The organism is Palleronia caenipelagi (assembly GCF_007004065.1).
GTDB classification, from domain to species: domain Bacteria; phylum Pseudomonadota; class Alphaproteobacteria; order Rhodobacterales; family Rhodobacteraceae; genus Palleronia; species Palleronia caenipelagi.
On the sequence record NZ_VFSV01000006.1, the window covers coordinates 80,262 to 106,532 of the forward strand.

At 63.5% G+C, this 26,271-nt stretch carries 21 protein-coding genes; 11 read left to right on the forward strand and 10 right to left on the reverse strand.

From position 1 onward, the window contains the following. Positions 1-123: 123 nt before the first annotated feature. A complete protein-coding gene (locus FEV53_RS04990) occupies positions 124-3,039 on the reverse strand; it encodes a calcium-binding protein (protein WP_142833717.1) in 2,916 nt (971 codons plus the stop codon). Positions 3,040-3,158: 119 nt separating this feature from the next. Beyond that, positions 3,159-3,968 carry an ABC transporter permease gene (locus FEV53_RS04995; RefSeq protein WP_142833718.1) on the reverse strand — a complete coding sequence of 270 codons (810 nt, stop codon included), beginning with the start codon at positions 3,966-3,968 and terminating at the stop codon, positions 3,159-3,161. Positions 3,969-4,054: 86 nt separating this feature from the next. On the opposite strand from FEV53_RS04995, the gene FEV53_RS05000 reads away from it, so the two are divergent. From FEV53_RS05000 to FEV53_RS05015, 4 genes are all read left to right on the forward strand, one after another. Then, the gene (locus FEV53_RS05000) at positions 4,055-5,320 is read left to right on the forward strand and encodes a KpsE/RkpR family capsule polysaccharide export protein (RefSeq protein WP_142833719.1); all 1,266 of its coding nucleotides are present in this window, start codon (positions 4,055-4,057) and stop codon (positions 5,318-5,320) included. A gap of 3 nt (positions 5,321-5,323) precedes the next feature. Further along, a complete protein-coding gene (locus FEV53_RS05005) occupies positions 5,324-5,977 on the forward strand; it encodes an ABC transporter ATP-binding protein (protein WP_142833720.1) in 654 nt (217 codons plus the stop codon). Positions 5,978-6,014: 37 nt separating this feature from the next. Further along, positions 6,015-7,262: a multidrug effflux MFS transporter gene (locus FEV53_RS05010; RefSeq protein WP_142833721.1), complete on the forward strand. Its 1,248-nt coding sequence runs from the start codon at positions 6,015-6,017 to the stop codon at positions 7,260-7,262. 85 nt (positions 7,263-7,347) lie between these two features. Then, positions 7,348-8,370 carry a Fe(3+) ABC transporter substrate-binding protein gene (locus FEV53_RS05015; protein WP_142833722.1) on the forward strand — a complete coding sequence of 341 codons (1,023 nt, stop codon included), beginning with the start codon at positions 7,348-7,350 and terminating at the stop codon, positions 8,368-8,370. A gap of 56 nt (positions 8,371-8,426) precedes the next feature. Here FEV53_RS05015 and FEV53_RS05020 read toward each other — a convergent pair whose 3' ends face one another. The 3 genes from FEV53_RS05020 to FEV53_RS05030 are packed head-to-tail and all read right to left on the reverse strand — an operon-like array spanning position 8,427 to position 13,359. Beyond that, positions 8,427-10,085, reverse strand: a complete 1,659-nt coding sequence (locus tag FEV53_RS05020) for an ABC transporter permease (RefSeq protein WP_142833723.1) — start codon at positions 10,083-10,085, stop codon at positions 8,427-8,429. A 23-nt stretch (positions 10,086-10,108) separates the two neighbouring features. Continuing rightward, entirely contained in the window at positions 10,109-12,421 is a 2,313-nt protein-coding gene (locus FEV53_RS05025) for a glycosyltransferase family 2 protein (protein ID WP_142833724.1), read from the reverse strand. Positions 12,422-12,477: 56 nt separating this feature from the next. Further along, positions 12,478-13,359, reverse strand: a complete 882-nt coding sequence (locus tag FEV53_RS05030; protein WP_142833725.1) for an alpha/beta hydrolase — start codon at positions 13,357-13,359, stop codon at positions 12,478-12,480. 96 nt (positions 13,360-13,455) lie between these two features. Here FEV53_RS05030 and FEV53_RS05035 point away from each other — a divergent pair, with 96 nt between their 5' ends. From FEV53_RS05035 to aptA, 6 genes are all read left to right on the forward strand, one after another. Further along, positions 13,456-14,391 (forward strand): alpha/beta hydrolase, encoded by a 936-nt coding sequence (locus tag FEV53_RS05035; RefSeq protein WP_142833726.1) that lies wholly within the window; start codon positions 13,456-13,458, stop codon positions 14,389-14,391. Between the two features lie 42 nt (positions 14,392-14,433). After that, positions 14,434-15,447: a hypothetical protein gene (locus FEV53_RS05040; protein ID WP_142833727.1), complete on the forward strand. Its 1,014-nt coding sequence runs from the start codon at positions 14,434-14,436 to the stop codon at positions 15,445-15,447. A gap of 7 nt (positions 15,448-15,454) precedes the next feature. After that, the gene (locus FEV53_RS05045; RefSeq protein WP_142833728.1) at positions 15,455-16,366 is read left to right on the forward strand and encodes a phosphoadenosine phosphosulfate reductase; all 912 of its coding nucleotides are present in this window, start codon (positions 15,455-15,457) and stop codon (positions 16,364-16,366) included. 21 nt (positions 16,367-16,387) lie between these two features. Continuing rightward, positions 16,388-18,535 (forward strand): hypothetical protein, encoded by a 2,148-nt coding sequence (locus FEV53_RS05050; protein WP_142833729.1) that lies wholly within the window; start codon positions 16,388-16,390, stop codon positions 18,533-18,535. A gap of 10 nt (positions 18,536-18,545) precedes the next feature. After that, the gene (locus tag FEV53_RS05055) at positions 18,546-20,684 is read left to right on the forward strand and encodes a sulfatase-like hydrolase/transferase (RefSeq protein WP_185962108.1); all 2,139 of its coding nucleotides are present in this window, start codon (positions 18,546-18,548) and stop codon (positions 20,682-20,684) included. Positions 20,685-20,756: 72 nt separating this feature from the next. Continuing rightward, entirely contained in the window at positions 20,757-22,073 is a 1,317-nt protein-coding gene (gene aptA / locus FEV53_RS05060; RefSeq protein ID WP_221931581.1) for an omega-aminotransferase AptA, read from the forward strand. A gap of 45 nt (positions 22,074-22,118) precedes the next feature. Here the strand turns inward: aptA and FEV53_RS05065 are convergent, their stop codons facing one another. Then, complete coding sequence (locus FEV53_RS05065) at positions 22,119-22,553, reverse strand: DUF6691 family protein (RefSeq protein WP_142833732.1); 435 nt, start codon at positions 22,551-22,553, stop codon at positions 22,119-22,121. Positions 22,554-22,565: 12 nt separating this feature from the next. After that, positions 22,566-22,994: a YeeE/YedE family protein gene (locus tag FEV53_RS05070; protein WP_142833733.1), complete on the reverse strand. Its 429-nt coding sequence runs from the start codon at positions 22,992-22,994 to the stop codon at positions 22,566-22,568. A gap of 69 nt (positions 22,995-23,063) precedes the next feature. On the opposite strand from FEV53_RS05070, the gene FEV53_RS05075 reads away from it, so the two are divergent. Continuing rightward, on the forward strand, positions 23,064-23,381 hold the full coding sequence (locus tag FEV53_RS05075; protein WP_246100733.1) for an ArsR/SmtB family transcription factor: 318 nt from the start codon (positions 23,064-23,066) through the stop codon (positions 23,379-23,381). A 6-nt stretch (positions 23,382-23,387) separates the two neighbouring features. Here FEV53_RS05075 and FEV53_RS05080 read toward each other — a convergent pair whose 3' ends face one another. The 3 genes from FEV53_RS05080 to FEV53_RS05090 form a co-directional block, all read right to left on the reverse strand. Then, positions 23,388-24,359 (reverse strand): hypothetical protein, encoded by a 972-nt coding sequence (locus tag FEV53_RS05080; RefSeq protein ID WP_142833734.1) that lies wholly within the window; start codon positions 24,357-24,359, stop codon positions 23,388-23,390. A 105-nt stretch (positions 24,360-24,464) separates the two neighbouring features. After that, positions 24,465-25,730 carry a dihydroorotase gene (pyrC, locus tag FEV53_RS05085; RefSeq protein ID WP_142833735.1) on the reverse strand — a complete coding sequence of 422 codons (1,266 nt, stop codon included), beginning with the start codon at positions 25,728-25,730 and terminating at the stop codon, positions 24,465-24,467. Between the two features lie 22 nt (positions 25,731-25,752). Continuing rightward, positions 25,753-26,268: a hypothetical protein gene (locus FEV53_RS05090; protein ID WP_142833736.1), complete on the reverse strand. Its 516-nt coding sequence runs from the start codon at positions 26,266-26,268 to the stop codon at positions 25,753-25,755. Between the last annotated feature and the right edge of the window lie 3 nt (positions 26,269-26,271).

Consider the following 26,271-nt stretch of genomic DNA (forward strand, 5'->3'; position numbering starts at 1 on the left):
ATCACTCGATCCCACGTTTCTCGAGACGTCTGTTATCGCCTCGCGGCCAGGTTCTCCAGTGGGTTGCAGCGGCAGGATGCCGATAAGCAACCCTGCGCCGATATAAAACCGACCTGATTTCTCTTAGAGGACGACCAAATCATCTGCCAGCTGCGCCGTGGTGGCCCCCAGAATGACCAGACTGTCTCCATCGGCAAATGCCAGCAGGACGCCGGAGCTCACATCCTGCGCATAAGCCTCCAGAACCGCCCGTGGCGCCGTCAGCCCGTCGGTGAGGTCCTTGGTCAATAAGATGGTGTCGATATTATCCTCGAAATCGGTGACCCGATCGACGCCCCAGCGGTCCCGGAACACGAATTGATCTGCACCCGCTCCGCCAGTGAGCTGGTCTGTGCCATATCCTCCCTCAATCTTATCGTCGCCCGCGTCGCCCGACAGGGTATCCGCCCCCCAGCCGCCTTCCAGACGATCATCGCCTGCGTCGCCCCACAGCATGTCCCGCCCGGTACCGCCGTCGAGATGATCGTTTCCCTCCCCGCCGCGCACCTTGTCGGACCCCGCCCCGCCGCTGAGACGATCCGCTCCGGCCTCGCCAAAGACCAGATCGTTCCCGTCATCGCCCTGAAGATCGTCGTTGCCGGCACCGCCCTCCAGCCGGTCTTCGTGGACGCCCCCCCTGAGCGTATCATTTCCGTCCCCACCGAGCAGACGGTCGGCCCCTTGCCCTCCGGCCAGATAATCATCGCCCTCATCGCCTGACAGGCTGTCGGGCATATCGCCCCCGAACAGCAGATCATCGTCGTCACCGCCGGAAAGCGTGTTTTCCCCGGTCAGATGGTGCGCGAGCGGCGGCTCAGCCGGGGGTTCGATTCTCTCCGTCAACGGAGACCCCCAATGGGCTGCGTCGAAATCGGTGCCTGCCAGAATATCCCGGCCACTCCCGCCCAACAATTCATCCGCACCGGTTCCCGCGATCAGGACGTCATCGCCGCCCTCACCGGCCAGGCGGTCTCCATCCCGACCGCCGAACAGGTGATCCGAGCCCCCTCCCCCCCACAGACGGTCATACCCCGGCCCGCCGGAAAGACGGTCGTTCTGGTCGGCACCGCGCAGGTGATCATCGCCCGCGCCTCCGGAAAGCCGGTCTGCACCGGCACCACCGTCCAGTTCATCATTGCCCGCGCCACCGTCCAGCACATCTTCTCCAAGCCCGCCATAGATCGAGTCGTTGTCACCTCCGCCGAGCAGATGGTCGTCCCCATCCCGACCCACCAACACATCATGGCCGAGCCCGCCCTCCAGCCGGTTATGCGTGTCGTCGCCATACAGCACATCTTCAAACGGCGTCCCGATGATATCCTCGATCCCCGTGTAGATCTGGAGAAAGGATGCGCCGTCATTGCGCAGATCATTTGTCAAATTCACCGTCGCGCCCTTTATCGCCACCGACAGATCCAGCTGATCCCGCCCCGCGCCGCCATCAATCCGATCCGCACCGTAGGACCACACCACAGTGTCATTCCCCTCCAGCGCCGAAATGTCATCTGCCCGCTCCGTGCCGTGCAGTCTGTCGGCCGACGCCGTGCCAACAATCATCGTGTCAGGTGGAATGACGACGCGAGCCTCCACGTGATCCGCATTGAAGAGCATGGCATCAGAGAAATCCGCGTCCGTTAAGGTGGTCTGGCTGGGTGAGACCACGATCAGCGTTTCGCCATTGATATGGATCAGGACACCCTTGCCAACCGGCTCGTAGCGCCGCTCGGCGCTACGCCCAAAGGCAGACAAGTCCAACCGGTCGGTGGTCGGATCGAAATTCCAGATCCAGTCCTTCTGCCCATCAGGTGAGATCACGAAAAGATCAGACCCGTCACCCCCGATGAGGGTGTCTGCGCCCGCACCGTCAAAGAAAATGTCGGCGCCCCCGCCGCCCTGGATCTCTCCGCCCGAGAGCGCCCCGTAGAGCAGATCGTCCCCCGCGCCTCCCGGTTCTCCCGTGGCGATCACGCCCGGCGTGAATTCGAGATCGAATCGAATGAGAGCGTTATCAGAGCCGGACAGCACCACCAGCCGCAGCGCCCCATCCGCCTCGACAAGCTCAATGTCCACGTCGCTCCAAAGGCCGGTCTCGGCCGTGGCCTCAAAGCTAGTGAGATGGATCAGACGCCCGTCCGGCAAAAGCTCCAGCACCGACAGGCCGCCATCCCTTCCGGCGACCGCTCCGATCTGCCGCCCCTGGTAATCGATCCAGTCCATGGCGCCGAGACCCTGGAACCGTGTGCCCAGCGTATCGACAATCTGATCGACAAACCCGACCTGTCCGTCAGGCGTCGCCCGCAGCACGGTGACCGAACTGGTCACGGCGGAGCCCACGACCATAAACAGCGCGTCCCCGCTCTGGACAAACTCCACATCCACGGGCGTGTCGATGGGAATGCCATCCCGCGCATCGGCGGACCACAGAGACGTAAGTTGCCCGCCAGCCGAGACGCGGAACAGGCCGATGGCATCTTCGGTGCCAGAGACCGTTGCCAGAAGCTGGCCGTGGCTGACCGTGTCAGCCACCGCAATGCCCTGCACATCCCCCAGACCTTCAGTATCCGTGCCCGACAGGGTCGACAGCACCTGCAACGCGCCACTGGCATCCCGCTCAAGAACAGTCAGGCTGTCTCCGGCGCGATGGGCCACCGCCAGCCGATCATCCCAGCCCACAACCTCCAGGCCCCGGGACTGCAACGGCACCCCGCCATCATACAGCGTTTCGCCCGACATCAGCGGAGCGGTGCCAGCCGCCATCGCATCCAGCGCCTTACCGTCCAGAAGAACCGTTTTCCCGATGAGAGGAACGCTGACATTGTCTCCACCGGTGCCGACCGTCACAGCGCTGCCGGGCAAGGCCCCCGTGGTTCCATGAACGCCTTCGATCTCGCTCCAGAATACCAGCTTCCCGGTGGCGTCCTCCATCAGCCGCGCCGTCGCACCGGTCGGGCGCGTCGCCTCCAGCGCCTGTGTCTCTCGCCAAGTCAACCGGATCTGCATCACCACCCCGAACCATCCCCTGCGACCGCCTTCAGGTTTGGGGGCACGAGCCCCAGCAGCGGTCTTTCGTCAGGCAGAATGGCACTGAACCGTGAGAACTTTCTTAAGCGGTCTCCCGGTTAACGGTTCATGGCATCGCGGTGATGGTGCAGCAGCAGGAAACAGCCCACCACCGCCAGCCCGAGCGCGATCCCGAACACATAAACAGGGTCCACCAGCTGCGCCTCATAGGTCCCATACCAGCCCCGCCGCATCTCGGAGGTAATATGCGCAAGCGGGTTGTACATCAGATATCCCCGCAAACCCGACGGAAGGTCTTCGGGGATAAAAAGGACGGCTGAAATGATCAGCAGCGGACGGCTGACCACGGACCAAAGCCGCCCCCAGAGTTCAAACCGGGTCGCCATGTAGCAATTGAACACGCCGACCCCGAAGGCCAGCGATACGGTCATCAGCGCCGCCAGAAGAACCGATTCCCAGCGGATAATGGGGTTCAGATCGTTCAGCTCTATGATCGCAAGAATGACGATAACGCCGACCAATGTCGTCGTCATCACGTTCAGGATGAACCGCGCCAGCACCGCGTCCATAAAGGTCACAGCCGGGTATTCCAGCAATTGTCGCGCAAATTTCAGTGCATTCATCGTGGCCGACGAGATCGTCTGATAGGCCACGAACGGCAAAAAGCCGGTGGCATAAAACATGGCAAAGTCCGAGCCGAGCGATGGCGCGCGCAGGACCAGGGAAAATATGACGGTCATCAACAGGACGCCTGCCACCGGCTCGGCCACCGCCCAGACATAGCCGCCGGGTGAGCGCCCGTAGACCGATTCCATCTCTCGCAGGATCAGGGCGGAAATCGACCGCATGGCGGAGACGGATCTCTGTCGCGGGGGCAGCGCGCCGGGCAGGGCAGCATCGTCGGACATAAATTCTCTGCTCCGATGGCGACACGGGTGCAGTCATCGTATACCCCTATCCACAGCAGCAAACAACCGACGGGGCTTGGCCGGTCATGACACAGGACACACGATCGCAGGAAGCCGGTACACCGCCCCGCCGCCCCGGCCCGGCAGCCCGGTCAACCGGGACGGGAAACCCGCAGGCCGTCAAGACGACCACTCCCGCGCGGTCACGGCGCGAGATCAAAATCGTCGAGGTCGCCCCCATCGCCCCGAAGGCCCGGATGCGGCGGCGACACTGGATCGCGGCGCTGACTTTTGGTCTGGTCTGTGTCCTTCCGACCGTGCTGGTTGGCTGGTATCTCTACACACGGGCCGCAGATCAGTACGCCTCGACGGTCGGCTTTACCGTCAGAGCCGAAGATGGCGCGCAGCAGGTGGACACGCTGATGGGTGTCGCGGGCGGCCGAGCCAACGGCTCCGATGCCGATATGCTCTATGAGTTCATCCAGAGCCAGGGGGCGGTCGAGCTGGTGGACGAGAGGCTCGACCTCAGAACGCTCTTTGGCAAGCCTGAGAATGACCCCTATTTCACTCTGTCCGCTGACACGAATATCGAAGAGCTGCTCGACTACTGGCGGCGGATGGTGCGCGTTCTCTACGATCCGGGGACCGGTCTCATTGAGATCGAAGCCCGTGCCTTCGCGCCCCAGGACGCCCTCAACATCACCCGGACCATTCACGAGATTTCCGCCCAGAGGATCAACGATCTCTCGGCCGTGGCACAGGCCGACGTGCTCGACTACGCGTTGCGGGATCTGGAAGACGCGCGCGAGCGTGTCCGGGAGGCGCGGCTGGCGCTGACCGAGTTCCGCAACACCGAGCAGATCGTCGATCCAACCGCGGATCTCGAAGGCCAAATGGGCCTTCTGAACACGCTTGAGGCGCAACTGGCCGAAGCGATCATCGAATACGACCTGACCTCGGGGCAATCGGGACGCACCAGCTCCCGGGCGTCAGCCATCGAGGCGCGCATTGCGGTGATCGAGAACCGGATCGCCCAGGAACGTCAGAAACTCGGGCTGGGGGCGACTGGCAATATCGGCGGCTATGCCGATCTCGTGGGACAGTTCGAGAGCCTGACCGTGGACCGGGAATTCGCCGAACAAGCCTACGTCTCGGCGCTGGCCGCCTATGATGCCGCAAAGGCGGATGCGCGCCGAAAGAGCCGCTACCTCGCCGCCTATATCGACCCGACCCTGCCCCAGAGCCCGCTCTACCCGGCCCGCGCGACGCTCCTGTTTGTGACGCTTCTCGGAACCTTCGGCCTGTTCTGCCTCGTCACCCTGATCGGCTACAGCCTCAACGACCGCCGCTAAAGCATGATCGAACTGCGAAATCTCTGGAAGAGCTTTGGCACCGGCAAGAGCCGGACAACGGTGGCCCGTGGCATCTCTCTGCGCTTCCCCGAGCGTGAATGCGTGGCCCTCCTCGGTCGCAATGGCGCGGGGAAATCCAGCCTGATGCGCATGATCGCCGGAACGCTCTCCCCGGATGAGGGCGAAATTCGCCTCAGCGGCACAGTCTCCTGGCCCGTCGGGTTTTCCGGCAGCTTTCACCGCGACATGACGGGACTGCAAAATGTGCGCTTCGTCGCCAGACTGTATGGCGTGGACAGCGCAGCGCTGATCGCGTTCACAAAGAGCTTTGCCGAGCTCGGCGGCCACTTCTACAAACCGATCCGCACCTACTCCGCCGGAATGCGGTCACGTCTGGCCTTTGGGGTCTCGATGGGCATCCATTTCGACACCTACCTGATCGACGAGGTCACCTCGGTCGGGGATGCGAACTTTCGCGAAAAAAGCACCGCCGTCCTGCGACACCGTCTGACCCAATCCGGAGCCATTCTCGTCAGCCATTCGACTGGCATCATCCGCGACCTTTGCACCAGCGGCGCCGTGCTGGAAAATGGGCGGCTAACCTATTATCAGGACATCGAAGACGCACTGGCCGCCCACGCCCGCAACATGCAATGACCGGGCAACCGGTTCGCTCCCCTGAACCGGATCCCCAATGACCCAGCCCGCCCCCCTTTCCCGTCGCCCCATGCCAGGCAAGACCGAATTTGTTGCGATGATGGCCCTGCTGATGGCCCTGAACGCGGCTGCCATCGACATTTACATCCCCGCGCTGACAGATATCGGGCAGGCTCTCGCGGCGGGCGGGGAGAATCGCCAGCAATTCATTATCACCGTATATGTTCTGGCCTTCGGGGTGTCTCAGATCGTCTATGGCCCGCTCGCGGACCGCTTCGGACGACGCAAGACGCTCTTTGCCGGACTGTTGATCTTTATCCTCGCCAGTGTCGGAGCCTCCTTTGCAGGGACCTTCCAGCAGCTCCTGCTGTGGCGCATTCTGCAAGGCATCGGCGCGGCCTCCACACGGGTGATCGTGACCGCTGTCGTGCGCGACCGCTTCGCCGGAGCGGATATGGCCTCGGTCATGTCGCTGGTGATGATGGTATTCATGATCATGCCCGTGATCGCGCCGAACCTCGGCTCACTCATTCTGATCTTCGGCAACTGGCGCCTGCTCTCGGTTTTTGTCTGTGTCTCCGGCCTGACCGCCCTGATCTGGACCGCGCTGCGCCTGCCCGAGACCCTGCCCCCCGACCAGCGCCGCCCGATCCGGGGACGGCGGCTGGCGGAATCGTTCCGCATCGTGTTCACCAACCGCCTCGCCTTTGGCTACACGATGGCGCTCGGCACATTCTTCGGCGCGCTCTTCTCTCTGATCGTGCTGGCCGAGCAACTCTACACTGAGACCTACGAAAAAGGCCCCGCCTTTACGCTGTATTTCGCGCTGGTCGCGTCATTGATGGCCTTGGCAAGCTTTGTAAACTCCCGGCTTGTGCAGATGTTTGGCGCCAGACGGCTGGCGCATGGGGCACTGGTCATCTTTATCGTCCTGCACGTCCTCTATCTGATCCTGACGGTCACCTTTCACGGCATCCCGCCGTTCGGAATCTTCATCGGGCTGATGATCCTGACCATGGCCTGTTTCGGCTTTGTCGGCGCCAATCTGAACTCCATCGCCATGGAACCGATGGGGCACGTGGCGGGCGTCGCGTCATCGGTGATCGGGGCGTTCCAGATGGGCGGCGGCATGCTGATCGGCGGGCTGGTCGGTGCGTTCTACGACGGGACGCTCTACTCTTTTGTCATCGGAAACCTGCTCTCGGCCTCCGTCGCGCTGGGACTCGTCGCATTTGCCGAACGCGGGCGGCTGTTCTACCAGCAACCCTCCGGAGTGTCCGACTGATTTAGTCGGGAACCTCTTGCAACGGACCCTGCAATCGGTCAAACAACAATTACCTGACAAAATCATTCGGCTACTCGAGGCCCCCATGACCGATCTCTTCACCCGCTCCGCCATCGCCGCCCTGTCTCTGGTGACGGCTGGCAGCGCCATGGCGCAGGACAACGTCGTCAACATCTACTCCTCCCGCCACTACGACACGGACGAACAGCTCTACACCGAGTTCACCGAAGCCACCGGTATCGAGGTTCAGCGCATCGAAGCGGATGCGGACGAACTGATCGCCCGGCTTCAGGCCGAGGGTCGCAACTCGCCCGCCGATGTGTTCATCACCGTGGACACCTCCCGGCTCAAGCGCGCAAAGGATGCGGGCATCCTCCAGAGCATCGACAGCGACGTTCTCAAAGACCGCCTGCCCGCCAGTGTGCAGGACGCGGACGGGCAGTGGTTCGGATTTGCCCAGCGCAGCCGGATCATCTTCTTCGACAAGGACGACGTGGCAAACCCGCCGCAGACCTATGCCGACCTCGCCGACCCGGCCTATCAGGGCAAGGTCTGCATCCGCTCCTCGTCCAACACCTACAACCAGACCCTGCTGGCCGCGATCATTGAGCATGAGGGTGAAGAGGCCGCCCGCGACTGGGCCAAGGGCGTCGTGGCAAACTTCGCCCGCGATCCCCAGGGCGGCGATACCGACCAGCTGCGCGGGATCGTGTCGGGTGAATGCGAGATCGCGGTGGCGAACACCTATTACTTCGCCCGCGCCCTCGCCAGCGACGTGGAAGGGCTCAGCGCCGAGATCGACCGGATCCGCTGGGTCTGGCCGGATCAGGAGGGCAATGGCGCGCATATGAACCTGTCAGGCGCTGGCGTGACCGCCCATGCACCGCACCGGGACAACGCCGTCGCCTTCCTCGAATATCTGGCCTCCGACAGCGCGCAGAAGTACTTCGCGGGCGGCAACAACGAATTCCCCGCCGTCGAAGGCGTCGAGACCACCGCGGCCGTGGATCAACTTGGCGACTTCAAGGCGGACGAGGTCTCCCTCTCTGCCGTGGCCGAGAACCTGCCTCTGGCGCAGCAGATCTTCAACGAGGCAGGCTGGGAGTAATCCCTCCTGCCTGTGCCGTTCGCCCGTCACCCCCCGGGGTGGCGGGTTTTTTCATGTCAGACGTGTCGCCCGAGGCGTCGGATCAACAGAATCACCGGCAGCACCCCCACCGCCACGATCAGCAGCGACGGCACCGCCGCGCCATCCAGCCGCTCATCCGCCGCCAGCCGGTGCGCCTGTACGGCCAGCGTGTCGAAATTGAACGGGCGCATGATCATCGTGGCGGGCAGTTCCTTCATCACGTCCACAAAGACGATCAGCACGGCACTCAGCAGGCTCGGGGTCATCAGCGGCAAATGGGTCCGGCGCAGCGCGTCCATCTGCCCGCGCCCCAGCAGCCGAGACGCACCGTCGATGCTGTCGGTGACGATGGCTTCGCCCCCTTCATAGGCCCCGACCGCCGCCGCCATAAAGCGGATCAGATAGGCCGCGACCAGCAGCCAGATGGAGCCGGTGAACAGGAGCCCGGTGGAGATGCCGAAACTCTCCCGCATGAAGCTGTCGAGACCGTTATCGATCGCCGCAAACGGCACCAGCAATCCCACCGCGATCACCCCGCCCGGCACCGCATAGCCCAGCCGGGAGATCTGCATGACCGCGCCCGACAGCCGTGTGGCCGCGCGGCGGCGGTAATACCCCAGCGCAATGGCGCCCAGCACCGTCAGCGCCGCCGCGATTCCCGCCAGCGTCACCGAATTGGAGATGAAGCCCAGATAGCGATCAGAGAACACGTCCTGCTCTGAGCCCTGGGCCATGATGAGCAGGCGTATTGCTGGCAGCAACGCCCCCAGCAGCACCGGCAGCACGCAGGCCAGCGTCGCCAGCCCGGCCCGCCAGCCGCGCAGGTGGATATGGGCGCCCGGCGCTGCCACCCGCCCCGTGCCGAACCGTCCGCCACGCCGCGTCCGCCGTTCCAGCAGCGCCAGCAGCAGCGACATGGACAAAAGTCCCAGCGCCAGCTGCGCCGCCGCCGCACGGTCGGCCATGGAGAACCAGCTCTGGTAAATGCCGGTCGCAAAGGTCTGCACTCCGAAATGGGACACGGTGCCGAAATCCGCGAGCGTCTCCATGCAGGTCAGGAGCACGCCCGCCGCGATGGCCGGGCGGGCCATGGGCAGCGACACGGTCAGAAATGCGCTCAGCGGACTGCGCCCCAGCACCCGTGCGGCCTGAAACGGCGTGGCGCTCTGGGTCATGAAGGCCGCCCGCGCCAGCAGGTAAACATAGGGGTAGAGCACGAGGATCAGCATCAGCGCCGCCCCGCCAGTGGATCGGATCTCCGGGAACCAATAGTCCCGCGGTCCCCAGCCGGTCACGGAGCGCAGCGCCGTCTGCACCGGCCCGGGATGGTCCAGCAGATCCGTATAGGCATAGGCCAGCACGTAGGCCGGGAAGGCCAGTGGAAGGACGAGGGCGACCTCCAGCCAGCGACGGCCCGGAAAGACGAAGGACGTGACCAGCCACGCGGTGGACGTGCCGATCAGGAACGTCCCGCAGCTGACCACCACCAGCAATTGCGCCGTGGTCCCGAGATAGCGGGGCAGCACCGTGGTGGCCAGATGGCGCAGGGTATCCAGCTCACCGACCAGAGCGGCGATCAGCACCGCCACCAGCGGCAGCATCACCAGCGTGGCGATCCCCACGGCCAGAACGCCCAGGCCCGAGCCGCTCTGGGCGCGGCGGGGTCGCCGGATACGGGCAGTGCTGTCAGCCATGGCTCACCTTTTGCAACCGCCCCTCAGTGGCTCGTTTCTTCGACGTCATCGACGGTGAAAAAGAAATTGTCCGGCAGGTCCTTTTCCAGAACCCAGTCCGGCACCGCTTGTGGACCGGCAAGAAAGATGTTGCGTCCAAAGTGCTTCAGCAGCCGCGACAGCTTGCGCATCCTTGGGCTACGGATCTGTTCGTAGAACTCGGCATAGTCGGGCCGCGCTTTCAGTTCGGCGATCTTCGCCCGGTGAGCGGCAACGCAGCCCTCATGGGCGGCCTTGATCTCCGGGTCCGAAATGAGGCGCGCCCATTCTTCTTCGAGGGCGGGGATCATCCGCTGGATCGAGCGGTCCTCGGTCGAATTGTGGTTCATCCGGAACCAATAGGCGAGGCCCTGATCCCGGTCGGTGTGATTCACCCGGCCCCGGTCGCGCTTGACCAAAAAGCTCTCCACGGACCGGATCGCGTAATGATTCAGCGTCACGAGATCGTAACCGAATGTGCTCGCGTTGGACCGCCACGCATTGCGATATTCCGATTGCGGCATGGGTTTGCCGGAGCCATTCACCCACCGGATCGCAGGAAGGAGCTCCGCCTTCAGACCCTTGGGGCGGTGAACACCCATTTTCTTGAAGATATCGATGTTCCGATAGAGCGTTTTGAATCCCCAAGCCTGATGGGGCTTGTTGCAGAATTTATGGGCGCACTGGGTAAACTGACGGATGATGAAGTCATCCTCGTACTCTTCGATGTCCGAATTGCCGAACAGCCGCCAGGTCAGGGAGATGAAATTCGCCTCTCCCACAGCAGCGAAAAGCGACTTCAACGTCCCATCGCCCACATGAACGGCGATATACTCGTCCACATCCGACGCCATCAGCCAGTGGGCACCCTTGACCACATCCTCCCGCTGGGCCGCGTCGAGCGCGGCATGCTGGGGCTTGACCCCCGGCTGGCTCTTGAACGGGTTCTCGCGGTGCTGGAGGATGCCTTTGTCCTGCAACAGCTGCAGGAACGTATCCGTCCCGTCGGTACAGTCATTGGTATAAACGATGAAATCCGTCACCCCGATCACCCGATGATAGGCGATCCATTCCAGCAGGAAGGGGCCTTCGTTCTTCATCGCGGTGACCAGCGTCACATTGACCGGACCCTCCACGTCCGGCGCGGTCCGCAAGGCGGCAATGGTCTCGGAATCCACCTGAGGCGCCCGGCCCGGCTCATACCCGAGGACCTCGGTGACAAACGTCACCAGTGAAGGAACCTCGCGGAGGCTGGTTTTCGGCGCGATCTCGCTGGGCTTCAGATGCGGGTGCTTCATCGCCATACAGCGCAGGATCTGATGTGGGGCGGCGACCTCAGCCTCTGCACCGATCACACGGTGTGGGCGCCAGACCATCTCGGGACCGTCCACCGCATGCGGAACGGCGCACCAGCGACTGAACACCGCCTTGATGTCAAACGGCGCGCAGATGTGATCCCCGAGCACCGGCGCGCCGTCCTGCTGGACCTGCCACGGATAGACCCGCCGTCCCTGCACCGGAACATAGTGGTGCGGCGCGGATCGGGCGAAATCGAACACAGAACCGTCCCCGGCCTGCGCGAAGAGGTAATCCGAGAGATCCAGAAACAGGATCCCCGTCGCCTCCGGCAGAAAGCGGCTGCGCGCGTGCTCCAGCAAAACCTCGTCCCGGAGCGGCCCGCGCCAGGGATCAGGGTCAGGGATCTCCATCCGGTCCTTGCCCGGGGCGTCCGGGGCATTCAGAGGGTGGTCTGCGGGCGGCAGGTGAGCGTGGCCGATGGGTGCAGGGACGTCCACCACCACGATGCACAACGCAAGCCCGGCAAGCTCCGCGCGCAACCGGTCAGCCAGATCGGCCCCCTCGCCTGCGGGACCCAGCCGGTTGTAGAGCAGCCCGCCGGTCACGCCGTGATGCTCCGCATGCCAGCGCACCCAGTTGGCAACGATCGCAGTCTCTTCGCCGTTCACAAACGAGATCAGGCAGTCCCGTCCGGCCAGAAGGTCCACCTGTCGGTCGGTCAAGGTCAGGGGTACCGCAGCATCGCCCACCACCAGAGCCGGATTGGCGTCACCACTCAGCGTTGCCTCGACGATGCCCCCGGCATTGCCCCGGACGGCCCGCCTCGTCAGATCGGTCAGCCCCGGCCCGCTATCGGCAATCCCGGCCAATGGACCATCGGCGCTCAGAAAGATGCGGCACCGGTTCTCATGGTGACCGTCCAGAGGCGGCAGGCGCAGCGCCTCCAGGACATATCCCCCTTCGGGACATGCCACGCTTGCGAGGGTTATCTGATGCAAATCGGGCTGCTTTTGGGACATGCCGTCGCTCGCCGTCCTGTTCCACTTGTCAAACCGACCTTGGCGGTCGGGGCCGCTTATCCGTTGTTTCGCACGGGATTGAAACCCCGTCCCTCCGAGGCAAGCGGATCTGGCCCCACCCCGTTGCGCCGCAAAAATGCGGCCATCAGATCGTAATAGGTCTGACCCGGAGCCACTGTCCGCTGCAACAGATATCGCGTGATCTGGATATGGGGCGCGTCCGGCGGCATCTGCACTTCGACCGGGGCGCCTGCCTCGGGCGCTCTGGCGGCGATTCGAGCGCTGTCACCGACCGGCAGAATGCGGTCCCGCTGACCATGGAGAACCCAGACCGGCGGTGCGTCGCGGCGCAGTGCGAAGGGGTGCACCACCGGCGCGGCGAGTGACACCATCGCGTCGGGCTGCTCGAACCGGCCCTGCCACGGCACCGGGGGATGACACAGCGTATTGCCTGCGAGGCCGCCCGCCGAGACCCCGATCATCGCCAGTCGTGGCCCCGTCAATCCGAGCGCACCCCAATTGAGGCGACAATATCGCAACGCGTCCGAGATGTCCTCCGAGGCGAGAAACAACCGGTGTCCCATCAGCTTGCGCGCCAGTCCGACCCCCTCGCTGCGGGCCTGCCGGGCGGCTTGCCGGACCTGCCGCAAGAGCGGCTGGGCCAACGCCTCGGGGGGCGCACCGCGGCGGTAGTCGGGCACGACCACGGCCCACCCATCGTGCAAAAGTCTGGCAATCAGCGCGCTCTGCCGCTCGTTCTCGCGCGCGCCTTTCACAAATCCCCCACCATAGGCATAAAGGACCCCCGGTCGTGCCGGGCCGCCGGTATGATAGATGTCCATCTTCAGGGTCTCAGCGCCCCGCTCGGCAAACCCGATCGTGTCTGGCGTCCCTCGTAACGGCATCCCGGTGGTTTCGGCAAAATTTGGAGTATTCACAGCCGATCTATCCCTGTTGTTCGTTACTGCATTTGTATAGGTTGCAGGATTAAATCATAAGGGTGATGTGAAGGATGGCAGAGTACCGGGGGTTTAATGGCGAAGTCTGAGGCAAAAAAACGCGAACAACGCGAAGCCTGGCGACAGACTCTGGCTGAAAAAGCAGATCAGGACGGGTTTTTCCGCGAGGTAGGCCCCCTGCACAAGGCGATTTTCATCCCGCAGGACGGGGCCATGGGCAAGACGCTCGTGGTCGCATTCGACAACCTGGACGACGTGCGGCAGGATCCCAACCGCCTTCCGTGGGCGGTCGATTTCATCAGCGCGCAGGGCTGGTCCTCGCTGGGCTTCATGGCCCACGGCCCGACCTGGTACCGGGATGAGGCGGTGTTCGACTTCTTCGAAGAGCTGAAGGCCGACGGGTTCTTTGACCAGTTCGACCGGGTCGCGTTTTACGGCACCTCCATGGGCGGCTATGCGGCTTGTGCGTTTTCGGCTGTCTGTCCGGGTGCCACAGTGCTGGCGGTCAATCCCCAGGCCTGCATGGACCGCGACCGCGCGGGATGGGACCACCGCTACCGCCGCTCCTGGCGCCACGATTACTACTCGCGTTACGGCTACGCGCCCGACATGGTGAAAGACGCCGAAAAGGCGTGGATTTTCTATGACAGCCGGATGCCGCAGGATGCGATGCACGCCGCCCTGTTCCAGTCGCCCAATGTGATCCGCGTGGGCTGCCCGTTCATGGGGCACGGTATGCTTAATGTCTGGCGCGACATGGGGATCCTGAAACAGCTCGTCTCGGGCTGCATCAACGGTACGCTGAGTCGCGTGGACGTGTACCGGATGCTCCGCGCCCGCCACGACTCGAAGATCTATCAGAAGAACGTTCTGCGATATCTGATGGACGAAAAGGACAGTCCGCGGCTTTTGATCCGGTTTTGCCGCGCGATCGTCAAGAAACGGCCCGCCCCGCACTTTCGCAACGCGATGAACGAGGCGCTGACGCGCATTGGCGAGCCCACAGAATAATCCGCGCCCCGGCGCCGCTCAGACGACAGGCTGGTGAATTCCATGACACAACTTCCTGAAATCGCGTCTCTCTGGATTGGCGGGCGTCTGTCCTGGCTGGAACAGCTCTGTCTCAAGAGCTTTGCCGATCAGGGGCACCACGTGACGCTCTACAGCTATAGTCCGATCGACAACATCCCCCCCGGCGTCCATGCGGGCGATGCCGAGGAGATCTTCCCTTCGGAGCCGATGCTGCGTCACGCGCGCACGGGCAGCCCGGCCATTCACGCCGACATGTGGCGCCTGCATCTGCTGAAGAAGACGGACAAGATCTGGGTCGATGCGGATATGTACTGCTACCGGCCTTTCAATTTCGACAGCCCGTTCGTTTATGGCTGGGAAAAGCCCGGCCTGATCTGCAACGCTGTTCTGGGCCTGCCGTCGGAATCGCTGACGCTGAATGCGCTGCTGGAGTTTTTTCAGGACGAATATGCTATCGCGCCGTGGCTGAAGGACTGGCAGCAGGAGGAATTGCGCATTGAGAAGGAGGCCGGAAATCCCGTCCACATGACCGCGCAGAACTGGGGATTCACCGGACCGGCATCCGTGACTCACTTCCTCATCGAGACCGGCGAGGTCGATCACGCGCATCCCGAGGATGTCTTTTACCCGATCTCGTTCCCCGACCGGAACCAGATGATCCTGTCGCGCTTCAATGACGCCGTAGACGAGAAGCTGACCGAAAAGACCCGCGGCGTTCATTTCTGGGCCCGACGGATGAAGCCGCGTCTTGAAGAAAAGGAAAACAACACTCCCCGTCGGGGCAGCTTCATGGCCAAGCTCATCAAGCTCCACGACATCGACCCGGACGCCGCTCCGATCCCACCGAAGACGAAAGTCAGCAAGGCGCCGGTCGACGACCCGGAATTCTGCGCACAGATCGGGCTGGAAGCGCTCCGGGGCGAGAAATCCATCGACCAGATCAGCCGCGATCATCTGGTGGAAAAGCAGTTCATCAAGGATTGCCGCAACCGGATCGCCGACAACGCGGCATCGCTGTTCACCGAAGACAAATAGGCCGCTCATGAAAAAGTCCGTCAAGCAAAAGCTGTGGCATGAGACCCTCGAGGAACTGGGCGAAGAGCGGGGGTTCTATCGCCCCCTCGGGGACAAGCATAACGCCCTCTTCGTCGAGGGCGACGGCACGCTCGTGGTCACGTTCGACAACCTCGACGACGCCCGTCAGGATCCCGCCGACCGCATGCCGTGGGGCAGCGAGTTCATATCGTCACGCGGTTGGTCCTCCCTCGGCCTCGGTGCCCATGGCTGGACGTGGTACCGTGATGACGCCGTGCTGGACTTTTTTGACGAGCTCGACCGGACCGGCTTTTTCAACCGGTTCGACAAGGTGGTGTTTTACGGCACCTCCATGGCCGGTTATGCGGCATCGGTGTTTTCTGCGGCATCTCCCGGAGCCCGGGTGATTGCCATGAACCCGCAGGCCACCCTCGACCGCAATATCACCGCAGGGTGGGAGCCGCGCTATTTCCGCTCCTGGGGACAGGACTTCTCGGGGCGGTATAGCTATGGACCGGCTGAGAGCGCTGCGGCGGAAAAGGTCTACCTGTTCTATGACCCGATGGTGGCTGAGGACGCCATGCACGCGGCGCTGTTCCAGAACGACAATGTGGAAAAGATCCGCTGCACCCATTTCGGCCATGGTTTGACCAGTTCTTTCCTGAATATGGGCATCCTCAAGGATCTCGTGCAGATGTGCATCGCCCGGACGCCGTCATCAGCCGAAATCTACGCACTCATGCGCGCGCGGCGGCTGAACCCGAAATATCAGAAGACGGTTCTGAACCACCTGAAAGAGACCAACCGTCCGTGGATGGTCCATACCTATACGCAGGCCGTCCTTGCCCGTTCCGGCGGCAAGGGACGCCCGCATTTCCGTAACGCCATGGAAGAAGCCGCCGCGAATCTGCGGCGCTGACAGGGCAGAGAGTTCACCGTGATGCGCCTTCCATCCTGGTACGATCATGTCCCCGCCGCCCAGCAACACGCGTTGCCGGTGGATGAGCGGTCGGGCCACCAGTTCCTGCTCACCAACCGTGGTCGCAAGCGGCTCATCGTGAGTTTCGGAGTCGCGGCAGAGACCGACCACCCCGAGCTGGACTGGCCTGCGGCAGCCGAAGCGCTGGCGCAGAAAAACGGCTGGAGCCATCTCGCCATCATCACCGACGACAACACGTGGTTCAGCAGCCCGGAGTTGATCGCAGATCTGGAAAAACTGTCCGACGCCGGCGTCTTCGCCTCTTATGAGCGCACGCTGCTGCTCGGCTGTTCACACCGTGGCGGGGGATATGGCGCATTGAGCCTCGCGCCGTTTTTCGACCGCCCGGTGGTCCTCTCCTTCAGCCCGCAATCGACGCTGGATCCGGAGATCGCTGACTGGGATGGCCGGTTTCAGGACGTGCTGGCGTCCGGAACGGTCACCCGCGACGCGGCAACCACGCTCGACAGGGCCGAAGCAATCTATGTCTTCTACGACGGGTTTCTGTCCGAAGACCTCCGCCACGCGAAGCGGCTGCAAGGCCCGAACGTGCATCAATTCGCGGCGTTTGGCCTGATGGACGACGTGGCGGTTGGGATGCGACGGCTTGGGATGCTCGACTCGCTGATCGAGACGGCCATGGAGGGCGGGCTGGATCGGATTGAGGTCTACCGCGGTCTGCGGGCCCGCAAGGATCTCTATATCTATCGCCGTAATATGGAGACCCATCTCGGCGACCGGGGCAAACTCACCCTGTTGAAAGCCTTCGTCCAGAGCTTCAAACGCCGCAAGCGGCGGTTACGGGCCGAGGAGGCCCAGCGCGAGGCGGAGGCAAAGGAGCGCGCCGAGAACGCGGGCAAGCCATTGCCTCCTCCCGACTGGCGTGATCGCGGCCGCCGCTGGCCCCGTACTATGGGCAATGTCTGGTCGCTGCGGCAGGACGGTGATCGGTTCACCTATCTCTCAGATCAGTACGAGGGGCGGGTGATCGGGTACGAAGAACGCAATGGCGTCACCCTCGCCGAGACGCCGCCCGTGGCGCTCGCGGTGCTCGATGTGGGGCACGGGGTCAGCCTGCAACGACCGCTGCCCGAGAGCTTTGGCTGGCATGTGGTGAATGAGGCCCTGTCAGGTCGGATCGCGTCAGACGGTGCCCGGGCCAAGGCCGTGGCCAGCCAGTTGCTTCTCGGCCAACAGCGTCATGCCTGGCCCACGATGATTGCACTCGCCGCAGCACAGTCCGGGATAACCGCCGCAGATGCCAAACCTGATGGCACGCTCTACACCGGGCTGCTGAGCCGTCTTGAAATGGCGCGGGACGCACTGGCCGTCTGGGACAAGGACCTCTTTGTCGATCGCATCAGCCTGTCCTTGCTGGCCGGCGCGCCAAACACGCCGCTGGACCAGGCCCTTCAGCATTACGCGGACCTGACAGCGACGCTGAAACAAGACACCGCCCGCGTGACCGGACAGACCAGCTATCCCCGCATCATCGTGTCGCAGAGCGCGGGCAGCGCAACGGACGGGCGCTCGGAGGTAATTCTCGCCGAAGGTCAGCTCGACGTGGCCCAACCTGCGCTCGACATCATTGTGGCCACGCCGCGCTATCCGTTCCGGCTCATGGAGGGGATGCCCGCCACGCACGACCCGACCGAGCAGATGCTCATCGACGAGATCGAAGCCCTCGCGGCGGCAGAACGGGCGGAAAACCGGCGCTGGTATTGCCCGTCCATGCGTCAGGCCTGGGCCTACGGGCGTACCGAGATCGCTGTGGATTTCGCGGCACTCGGAGACCTGACCCTCGAAGACGGCCCCCATGGCTTTGCCCTCGAAGGCTGCGAGAACGATGTCGGGATCAGCGATGTTCATGTGTCCGGGCACACGGCCTTTCTGCGCCTGACCCAACCGCCCAAAGGCGACGCAATCTATGTGACCTACGCCTGGGGCGCCCGGCGCGACACCAGTGACGGACAGTCCGCCAATCGCGGCAGCCTCCGTGAAATCTGGTCCCGCCCCAGCCTCATGGTCCCGGGTCGCGTGCTGCGCCGCTATGCACTCTCGGGCCGGATCCGGCTGATGCCCAGCGACCTGCCCCCGCCCTCCCATTAGAGGCCTAGACGTGACCCAAGCCAAGAACATCCTGCTGATCAGTCTTGATGATGCGTTTGCGTATTGGAAATACCGCTCTGCCTTCGGCCAGGAGCTGAAGACGCCCAATCTCGACCGCATCTGCGCCGAGTCCACCGCGTTCCATTCCGCCTATTGTCAGGTGCCGGTTTGCGGTCCCTCGCGCTCCAGCTTCATGTCGGGGCTGTCGCCGCATCAACTGGGAATCTTCGACAACTATACCAGCGTGTTTGACGTGGTTCGCCCCGAGCAGATGTGGCCGTATCGCCTGAAACAGCAGGGGTATTATTGCGTCGCCGGCGGCAAGGTCCATCACGGCTACCGCCCCCTGCCCCGCCACTATCACGATGTCCTGTATTCCCGCCCGCCCGAGACGTTCAATATCGGGCCGGGTCGCAACGCGGAGTTCAAGAAATTCGGTGGGCTCATGCGCGGCGAAGGGACGATCGACGAAAAATATGACGACCGTTATTACGACGCGCAATCGTCCAGATCGGCGGCGCGCTTTCTGGAGAGCTACGACCGCCCCGAGCCCTTCTATCGCGAGGTCGGGTTCTACCATCCCCACTCCCCCTACCGCACCCCGGTCCGGTTCAAAGAGATGTATGACCCCGAAGCCTTCCGACAGCCCGAAGACTGGGCCGGGGGCTACGATCACAACGCCTTCGCCGACGGATTCATGCGCGAGAACCTCGACAACTCCAGCGTCGCGCTCTGGCAAAAGAGCGTGCGCAACTATTTCTCGGCTTTCAGCCACGTTGACGAGCATCTGGGCCGGGTCTGGGACGCGCTAAAGGCGTCGCGCCACGCCGACAACACCATCGTCATCCTGCTCGCGGATCACGGCTATCATCCCGGCGACAAGAACAGGTTCCGCAAATACACGCTTTGGGAAGAGGCCGCGGGGGTTCCGGTCATCGTCCACGATCCCAGCCAGACCGGCGGACGCGTGGTCGAGGACCCTGTGGCGCTCCTCGATATCGGGCCGACAGTGCTGGATTACGCCGGATGTCCGTCCCTCGATCATACGGCTGGCCGTTCGATTCGCCCGCTGGTCGAGGGCGATCGCGACACAGACCGCGCCGTGCCCACCTTCTTTTACGGCAGTGCCGGGATTCGCTGGGGCAAGTATCGCTACATCCGCTATCAGGACGGCTCCTGTCAGCTCTACGATCTGGAGACTGATCTGTGGCAGCTCAGGGACCTCTCCGCCGACACGGAGCTGCGCCAGAAGTGCCACGCCAAGCTCATCGAAACATGCCGGGAGTATGGCATGGAGATCTGTGAAGAGGGCACCGGACCAACGGGGCCAAATGCGTTCATCTCCGGCGCAACAGGCGCGGATGTGGGCCATCGCTCCGGCGATATGGGCGCGATCTCCGACGGCGCGCTGCCGGACACGCCTCCGACACCTCGCTTTCGCCGACATTTCGCCACCCAGAGCAACGATGGCTTCATGCCACTCCCGGAGAGTATGCGGGGCGTCCAGCTCGCGGCGGATTTCAAGCTGCCAGTCGAGCGTTTCAGCATCGCCGGGAATGACCGGGGCAATCTCTTCGATTTTGTTGGCGGGCATGATCGCTTTCTGCTCGATATTGATTGCGGCACCGGGAACGACACGATCCACGGTCATCTGGATCGCCTGCACACGCGTCTCCATGATGGGGACAACACGGTCATCACCGGCCACACCGGGGCCGAGATCCACGGCGGGGCGGGGCGGGATCACATCACCACCGCCGACGGGGACAATACGATCCACGGGGGTGCGGGGGACATGGTTGTGCAAACCGGAGCGGGAACGGACATCGTCACCGCCGCAGCTGGCAAAACGCATATTCACTGCGGGACGGGCAACACCACAGTGATCCTGTCCCGGGGTCAAAGCCACGTGGACATCACCGGCGGAAAGGTCGCCCTGACCCTCCGCCGGACCGGCTTGCCCCAGACGATCACCGGCTACCGCTCCGGCACGCTCGATGTGAGCGATCTGGCAGTGGGCGGGGATCTCCGGCTCGACCGGCAGGCAGACGACACGGTGGTGCTGACGACCGCGACAGAGTGCATAACCTTCGTCCGCAGTGACGCCGATGCGATTGAACGTGCAGTGTCGGGAAATCTCGCAGCCTGATTGGTTCCTGTCTCGCAAGGTCGCAGTCATGGCGATATGCTCTTCTCCAGCCGCCCTGGGGAGGAGCAAAACATGAATGTCACCGTGCCAAACAACCTTGATGCCTTCTGGATGCCGTTCACGGCAAACCGCCAGTTCAAGGCCAATCCGCGGCTCTTTGTCGGCGCCCGCGACATGCATTACCGCACCCATGACGGGCGCGATGTGCTGGACGGAACGTCGGGACTGTGGTGCTGCAATGCGGGCCATTGCCGTCCGAAGATTACCGAGGCCGTGCAGCGTCAGGTCGCGACACTCGACTTCGCGCCCACCTTCCAGATGGGTCATCCGTTGGCCTTCGAACTGGCCAGCCGCGTCGCGGATCTGACGCCGGACGGGCTCGACCATATCTTCTTTACCAACTCCGGCTCCGAGAGCGTCGAGACCGCGCTGAAGATCGCGCTCGCCTATCATCAGGCGCGGGGCGAGGGCCGGCGGACACGTCTGATCGGGCGCGAGCGCGGCTATCACGGGGTAAATTTCGGCGGCATCTCGGTGGGAGGCATCGTCAACAACCGTCGGCACTTCGGCGCGCTGCTAACGGGGGTCGATCACTTGCCCCACACCCATCTGCCGGAAAATCGTATGTCCCGCAGCCAACCCGAGCACGGGGCGCATCTGGCCGAGGATCTGGAACGGTTGATCGCGCTCCACGGGGCCGAGACCATTGCCGCCGTCATCGTCGAACCTCTTGCAGGCTCCACCGGCGTTCTTATCCCGCCCAAGGGCTACCTGCAACGGCTGCGCGAGATCACGGCGAAGCACGGCATCCTGCTGATCTTCGACGAAGTCATCACCGGGTTCGGTCGCCTCGGCACCGCCTTTGCCGCCGAGCGCTACGGCGTGACGCCCGACATGATCACCATGGCCAAGGGCCTCACGAACGGCGTGATCCCCATGGGGGCCGTCGCCGCCTCGGGCGCCATCCATGACGCCTTCATGACCGGCCCCGAGCATATGATCGAGCTGTTCCATGGCTACACTTATTCCGGCACGCCCATCGCCGCTGCCGCCGGGATCGCGACGCTCGACACCTATCGCGAAGAGGGTCTGTTTGATCGCGCCGCAGAGCTGGCCCCCTATTGGGAAGACGCGCTGCATTCCCTGAGCGACGCGCGCCACGTCATCGACATTCGCAACGAAGGTCTCGTGGGCGGGATCGAGCTGGAGCCGATCGACGGTCAGCCGACCAAGCGCGCCTTCGACGCCTTCCTCGCTGCCTATGAAAAGGGGGTGTTGATCCGGACCACGGGCGACATCATCGCCATGTCACCGCCGCTGATCGTGTCACGGGAACAGATCGACGAGCTGGTCGGAACCGTCCGCGACGTGCTCGCGACGCTGGACTGATAAACCTGGCTCGACCTGCACAGGAGGCAGGCCGGGCCGCACCGCTTAACACGCAGACGGCGTCGCCGTCAGGTTTTGCTTGAGGTAGCGCCCGCCGAAAATGCCCACCAGCATGGAGCCGAGGAACACATAGGTTCCAGGCGCGCCGAAGGTCACTGCCGTCCAGGCCGGGCCGGGACAGAAGCCGCCAATCCCCCAGCCGATCCCGAACAGGGCCGAGCCGATCAGCAACGGCCGGTCAATGACGCGGGAGTTCGGTACCTGAAAGGCGGTGTCGAGCACGGGGGCTGGCCGCTTCCAGACCAGCCGGTAGCCGATGAACGTCACCACGCTCGCCCCGCCCATCACGAAAATCAGGCTCGGATCCCACGTCCCGAACAGGTCGAGGAAGTTCAACACTTTTGCCGGATTGGCCATGCCGGACAACAGAAGGCCGACGCCGAAGAGCACACCGCTCAGAAATCCCCAGATCAGTCTCATGAAACGGCCCTCTCAGAACACGTGACGCAGAAGGAACACGGTGACAAAGCCCGCGACCATGAAGGTCAGAACGGCGGCCAGTGATCGCGGCGACAGGCGTGCCAGCCCGCAAATGCCGTGCCCCGAGGTGCAGCCCGACCCCATGATCGTCCCAGCCCCGACCAGCAGACCGGCAACGACCATCGCGGGTAGGTTGCCAGACACGGTCTGTTCCGGCCAGCCCACAACGGCGCTGTAGCCCAGAGGCGCCAGCACCATCCCGGCGACAAAGGCCCAGCGCCAATCCTGATCGGAGGCACGGTTCATGGCGCCGCTGGTGATCCCGATGATCCCCGCGATCCGCCCGAACAGCGCCATCACCATGACGGAACTAATGCCCAGCAACACCCCTCCGAAGAGGGAGGCCCAGGGGGTGAAGGCCGTTTCAACTCCGAGATCCATGCGTACCCATCCCTTGCTTCTCTTGGTTTCATCCATATATTAGGCACAGCTAATTTAGCAAGGCCTCATATGCAGCAATTTGAAATCGAACGCATGGTCGGGAAGGCCGAGACCGTCGCCGAACGCCTGACATTGCTCGGGAATTCGCGACGGCTGATGATTCTGTGCCGGCTGGCCACCGAAGAACTGAGCGTCAGCGCGCTTCAGGCCCAGCTCGATCTGTCCCAGTCTGCGCTGAGCCAGCACCTCGGAAAATTGCGCGAGGCCGGGCTTGTGGACACACGACGTGAGGGCCAGACGATCTATTACCGTCTGGCCGAGGGCGATGGGGCCGAACTGATGCGGGCCCTCTACGGGATCTATTGCGCGACCGACGAGACGGACTGACCGCGCTCAGGTGTCCTTGCGCGCCGAGGTGTGAGAGTCCCCGATCGCCTGAAACACCGCGAGCTGGGCCTGACGGAGACGGAGAACCTGTTCTTCGGCGGGGACACCGGCGCTGGCCAGATCACCCTCAAGATCAGAGCAGTCGAACAACTGATCCAGATCCGGACGATAAGTTGCGCGAATATACTCGTTATCCTCGACATAATGATCGACGATTTCCCGCTGTTCAGCCGGGGAGTAGCTGTCACCCGAATAGAACGCCCCCTCGGACTCGTTGCGGATGATCACCCGGATCAGTTCAGCGATATCGATATCCGTATGATTGGCAATCACACCGAGCAGTTCCGACACTTCGCGTGAGAGCGTGATGTTCGAGAATTTCTCCGGCAGGTCGGCCGGGTCGATCTCTCCCAGTTCCAGATAGGGCGCGACGTGGAACAGGACGTTCTTGTTCGGGAAACTCTTCGGCTCGTAGGGCAAGACAACGACATTTTCCCGGCCAAAGCCGTTCGCATAAGCGTCAAAGGTCGCACTGTAGTTCAGCGCGTTCTGGCGCTTGCGCCGGTAATCCGCAGGGGTGCCCCGGAAGCGCCCGGTTTTCGACACCTGCTTGTACATCGCCTCCAGGAATTTGTCCTGACGGCGGATATATCCGACAATCCGGGTCTCTTCCCGCAGGTCCGCAGGCAGAAACTCAGTCAAACTGGACGCCATGCGCGGGCTGAACAGCATCTCAGCGGAGATGATATGGGTCTGATCCGGCGCGCCCTGCACCTCCCGAACAAGTCGCCGCATCAGCCGGGGAAAATTGTCCGTATCCCGCTTATAGGCGAGTTTATTATGCGCGGCGGGGCCACGGGCTGCCGAAACGTAATTGATGCCCTTGGCAGCCAGCTTGTCCTCGACCTGCGTCAGGAAAGTCTGAATCGAGGTCGAGCCGGTCTTTTGCGATCCGATGTGAATAATCAGTCTGGGCATCTGTCTCGTCCCCTGGGTCCACTTCAGGGCGTTGCCTAACGGGTCTGGATCTCTTTCGCTACCCCCGCCTGCACTCTCAACGCAGGAAAGAGGCGGAATTACCAATCAACCGGCGCGATAAGCCGCAGAGCCGCCGACCCAAGTGCCCAGCACACGCCCCTCCATCCGCATCCCGTCAAAAGGCGTGTTCTTCGATTTCGAGGCCAGGGCAAAGCGGTCGAGCACGAACGGGGCATCGGGATCGAACAGCACCAGATCCCCCGGCGCGCCTTCCGACAGCCGCCCCCCCGCGAGACCCAGCCGCCGGGCCGGGTTCAGGGACAGGGCCCGCCAGAGCTGCGACAGGCTCAGATGGCCTGCATGGACGAGGCGCATGGCCGCTGGCAGGAGGGTTTCCAAGCCCACCGCCCCGGAGGCGGCCTCTTCGAACGGCAAGCGCTTCGATTCTTCGTCCTGCGGCGTATGCATGGACGAAATGACGTCGATCAGACCACTACCCACCGCCTCGATCACCGCGATGCGATCTTCCTCGGAGCGGAGCGGCGGCTTCACCTTAAAGAAGGTGCGATAGCCCGCCACGTCGAATTCGTTCAACGTCAGGTGGTGAATGCCCACCCCGGCGGTGATGTCGAGCCCGTTCTTCCGCGCCCGCTCCAGCGAGGGCAGCGCGCGGGCCGTGGTGATCTGGTCCACATGGTAGCGGGCGCCGGTCATCTCCAGCAGCGACACGTCCCGGTCCAGCCCCATCCGCTCGGCCATGGGCGAAACCGACGGCAAGCCAGCCAGCGACGCGAACTTGCCCGACGTCGCACAGGCCCCGCGCGACAGGATCGGCTCCTGCACATGGCCCACCACCAGCGCGCCAAGCCCCGCCGCATAGGTCAGCGCGCGGGACAGGAGCCGGGTGTCAGCCACCACCCGGTCGCAATCGGTGAACGCAGCAGCCCCGGCATCCTGCAAGAAGCCCAGCTCGACCATTTCCTCGCCCCGGCGGCCCTTGGTGAGCGCGGCCATGGGGACGACTCGGACCACCGAATCGGCCTGCGCGCGGCGGGAGACGAATTCGAGGACTTCGGGCGTGTCGATGGCGGGATCGGTGTCAGGCCGGGTGACCATGGTCGTCACCCCGCCCCGCGCCGCCGCCAGCCCCGCCGAGCGAAAGCTCTCCTTATGCCGTTCCCCGGGTTCTGAAACCTTCACCCCCAGATCGACGATCCCCGGCGCGAGACATTTGCCGCCGCAATCTATGGTCTCATCCGGCGCACCAGACAGGGCGGAGACGATCACACCGTCCTCGACCGCGAGTTCGCCAAGACGCTCTTCCCCGGCTTCGGGGTCGATGAGGCGGGCGTTCTGGAACAAGAGTTTCATCGGATCTCCAAACCAAGAGCCGTCACGCGGCCACCAGCCACATGACAAAGGCGACGAACAGCGCCACAGCCAGCGCCGCCATGGCGACAATACCGGACGCGCGCTTGTCCCGCTTTTTCGGGTCAACAGCCGCAGATGCGGCGGCAGAGCCATGGGCGGAGGCCGCACTGACAGGTTCGCCCGCAGGCTTCCCGGTCACCACAGGGTAGGAACCCAGAAGGCGCAGCGGCGGTTGCGGGGCCACCGCCGCCTGCACAGCCCGCGGGCGCAGGATCATCACCGCGCCCCGTTCCGCGTTGAGGCGCTCGGCATCTCCCCGGACCGCATCGCGCACGGCCCCCTCGCCCTCGGTCACGTAAGTGACCAGCCCCAGATCCCCCATGGATTTGGCCTCTATCACATCGACCCGCGACGGATCGACCTGCGCGACAGAGAGCGCCGCAGCCAGCCGCCCCGCATCAGCAGCCAATCCGGTCGCCTCAGCCATGGGCAGGTCCACAGCGATCACATGCAGCATTTCGGATGGGTCGGGTGTCATGGC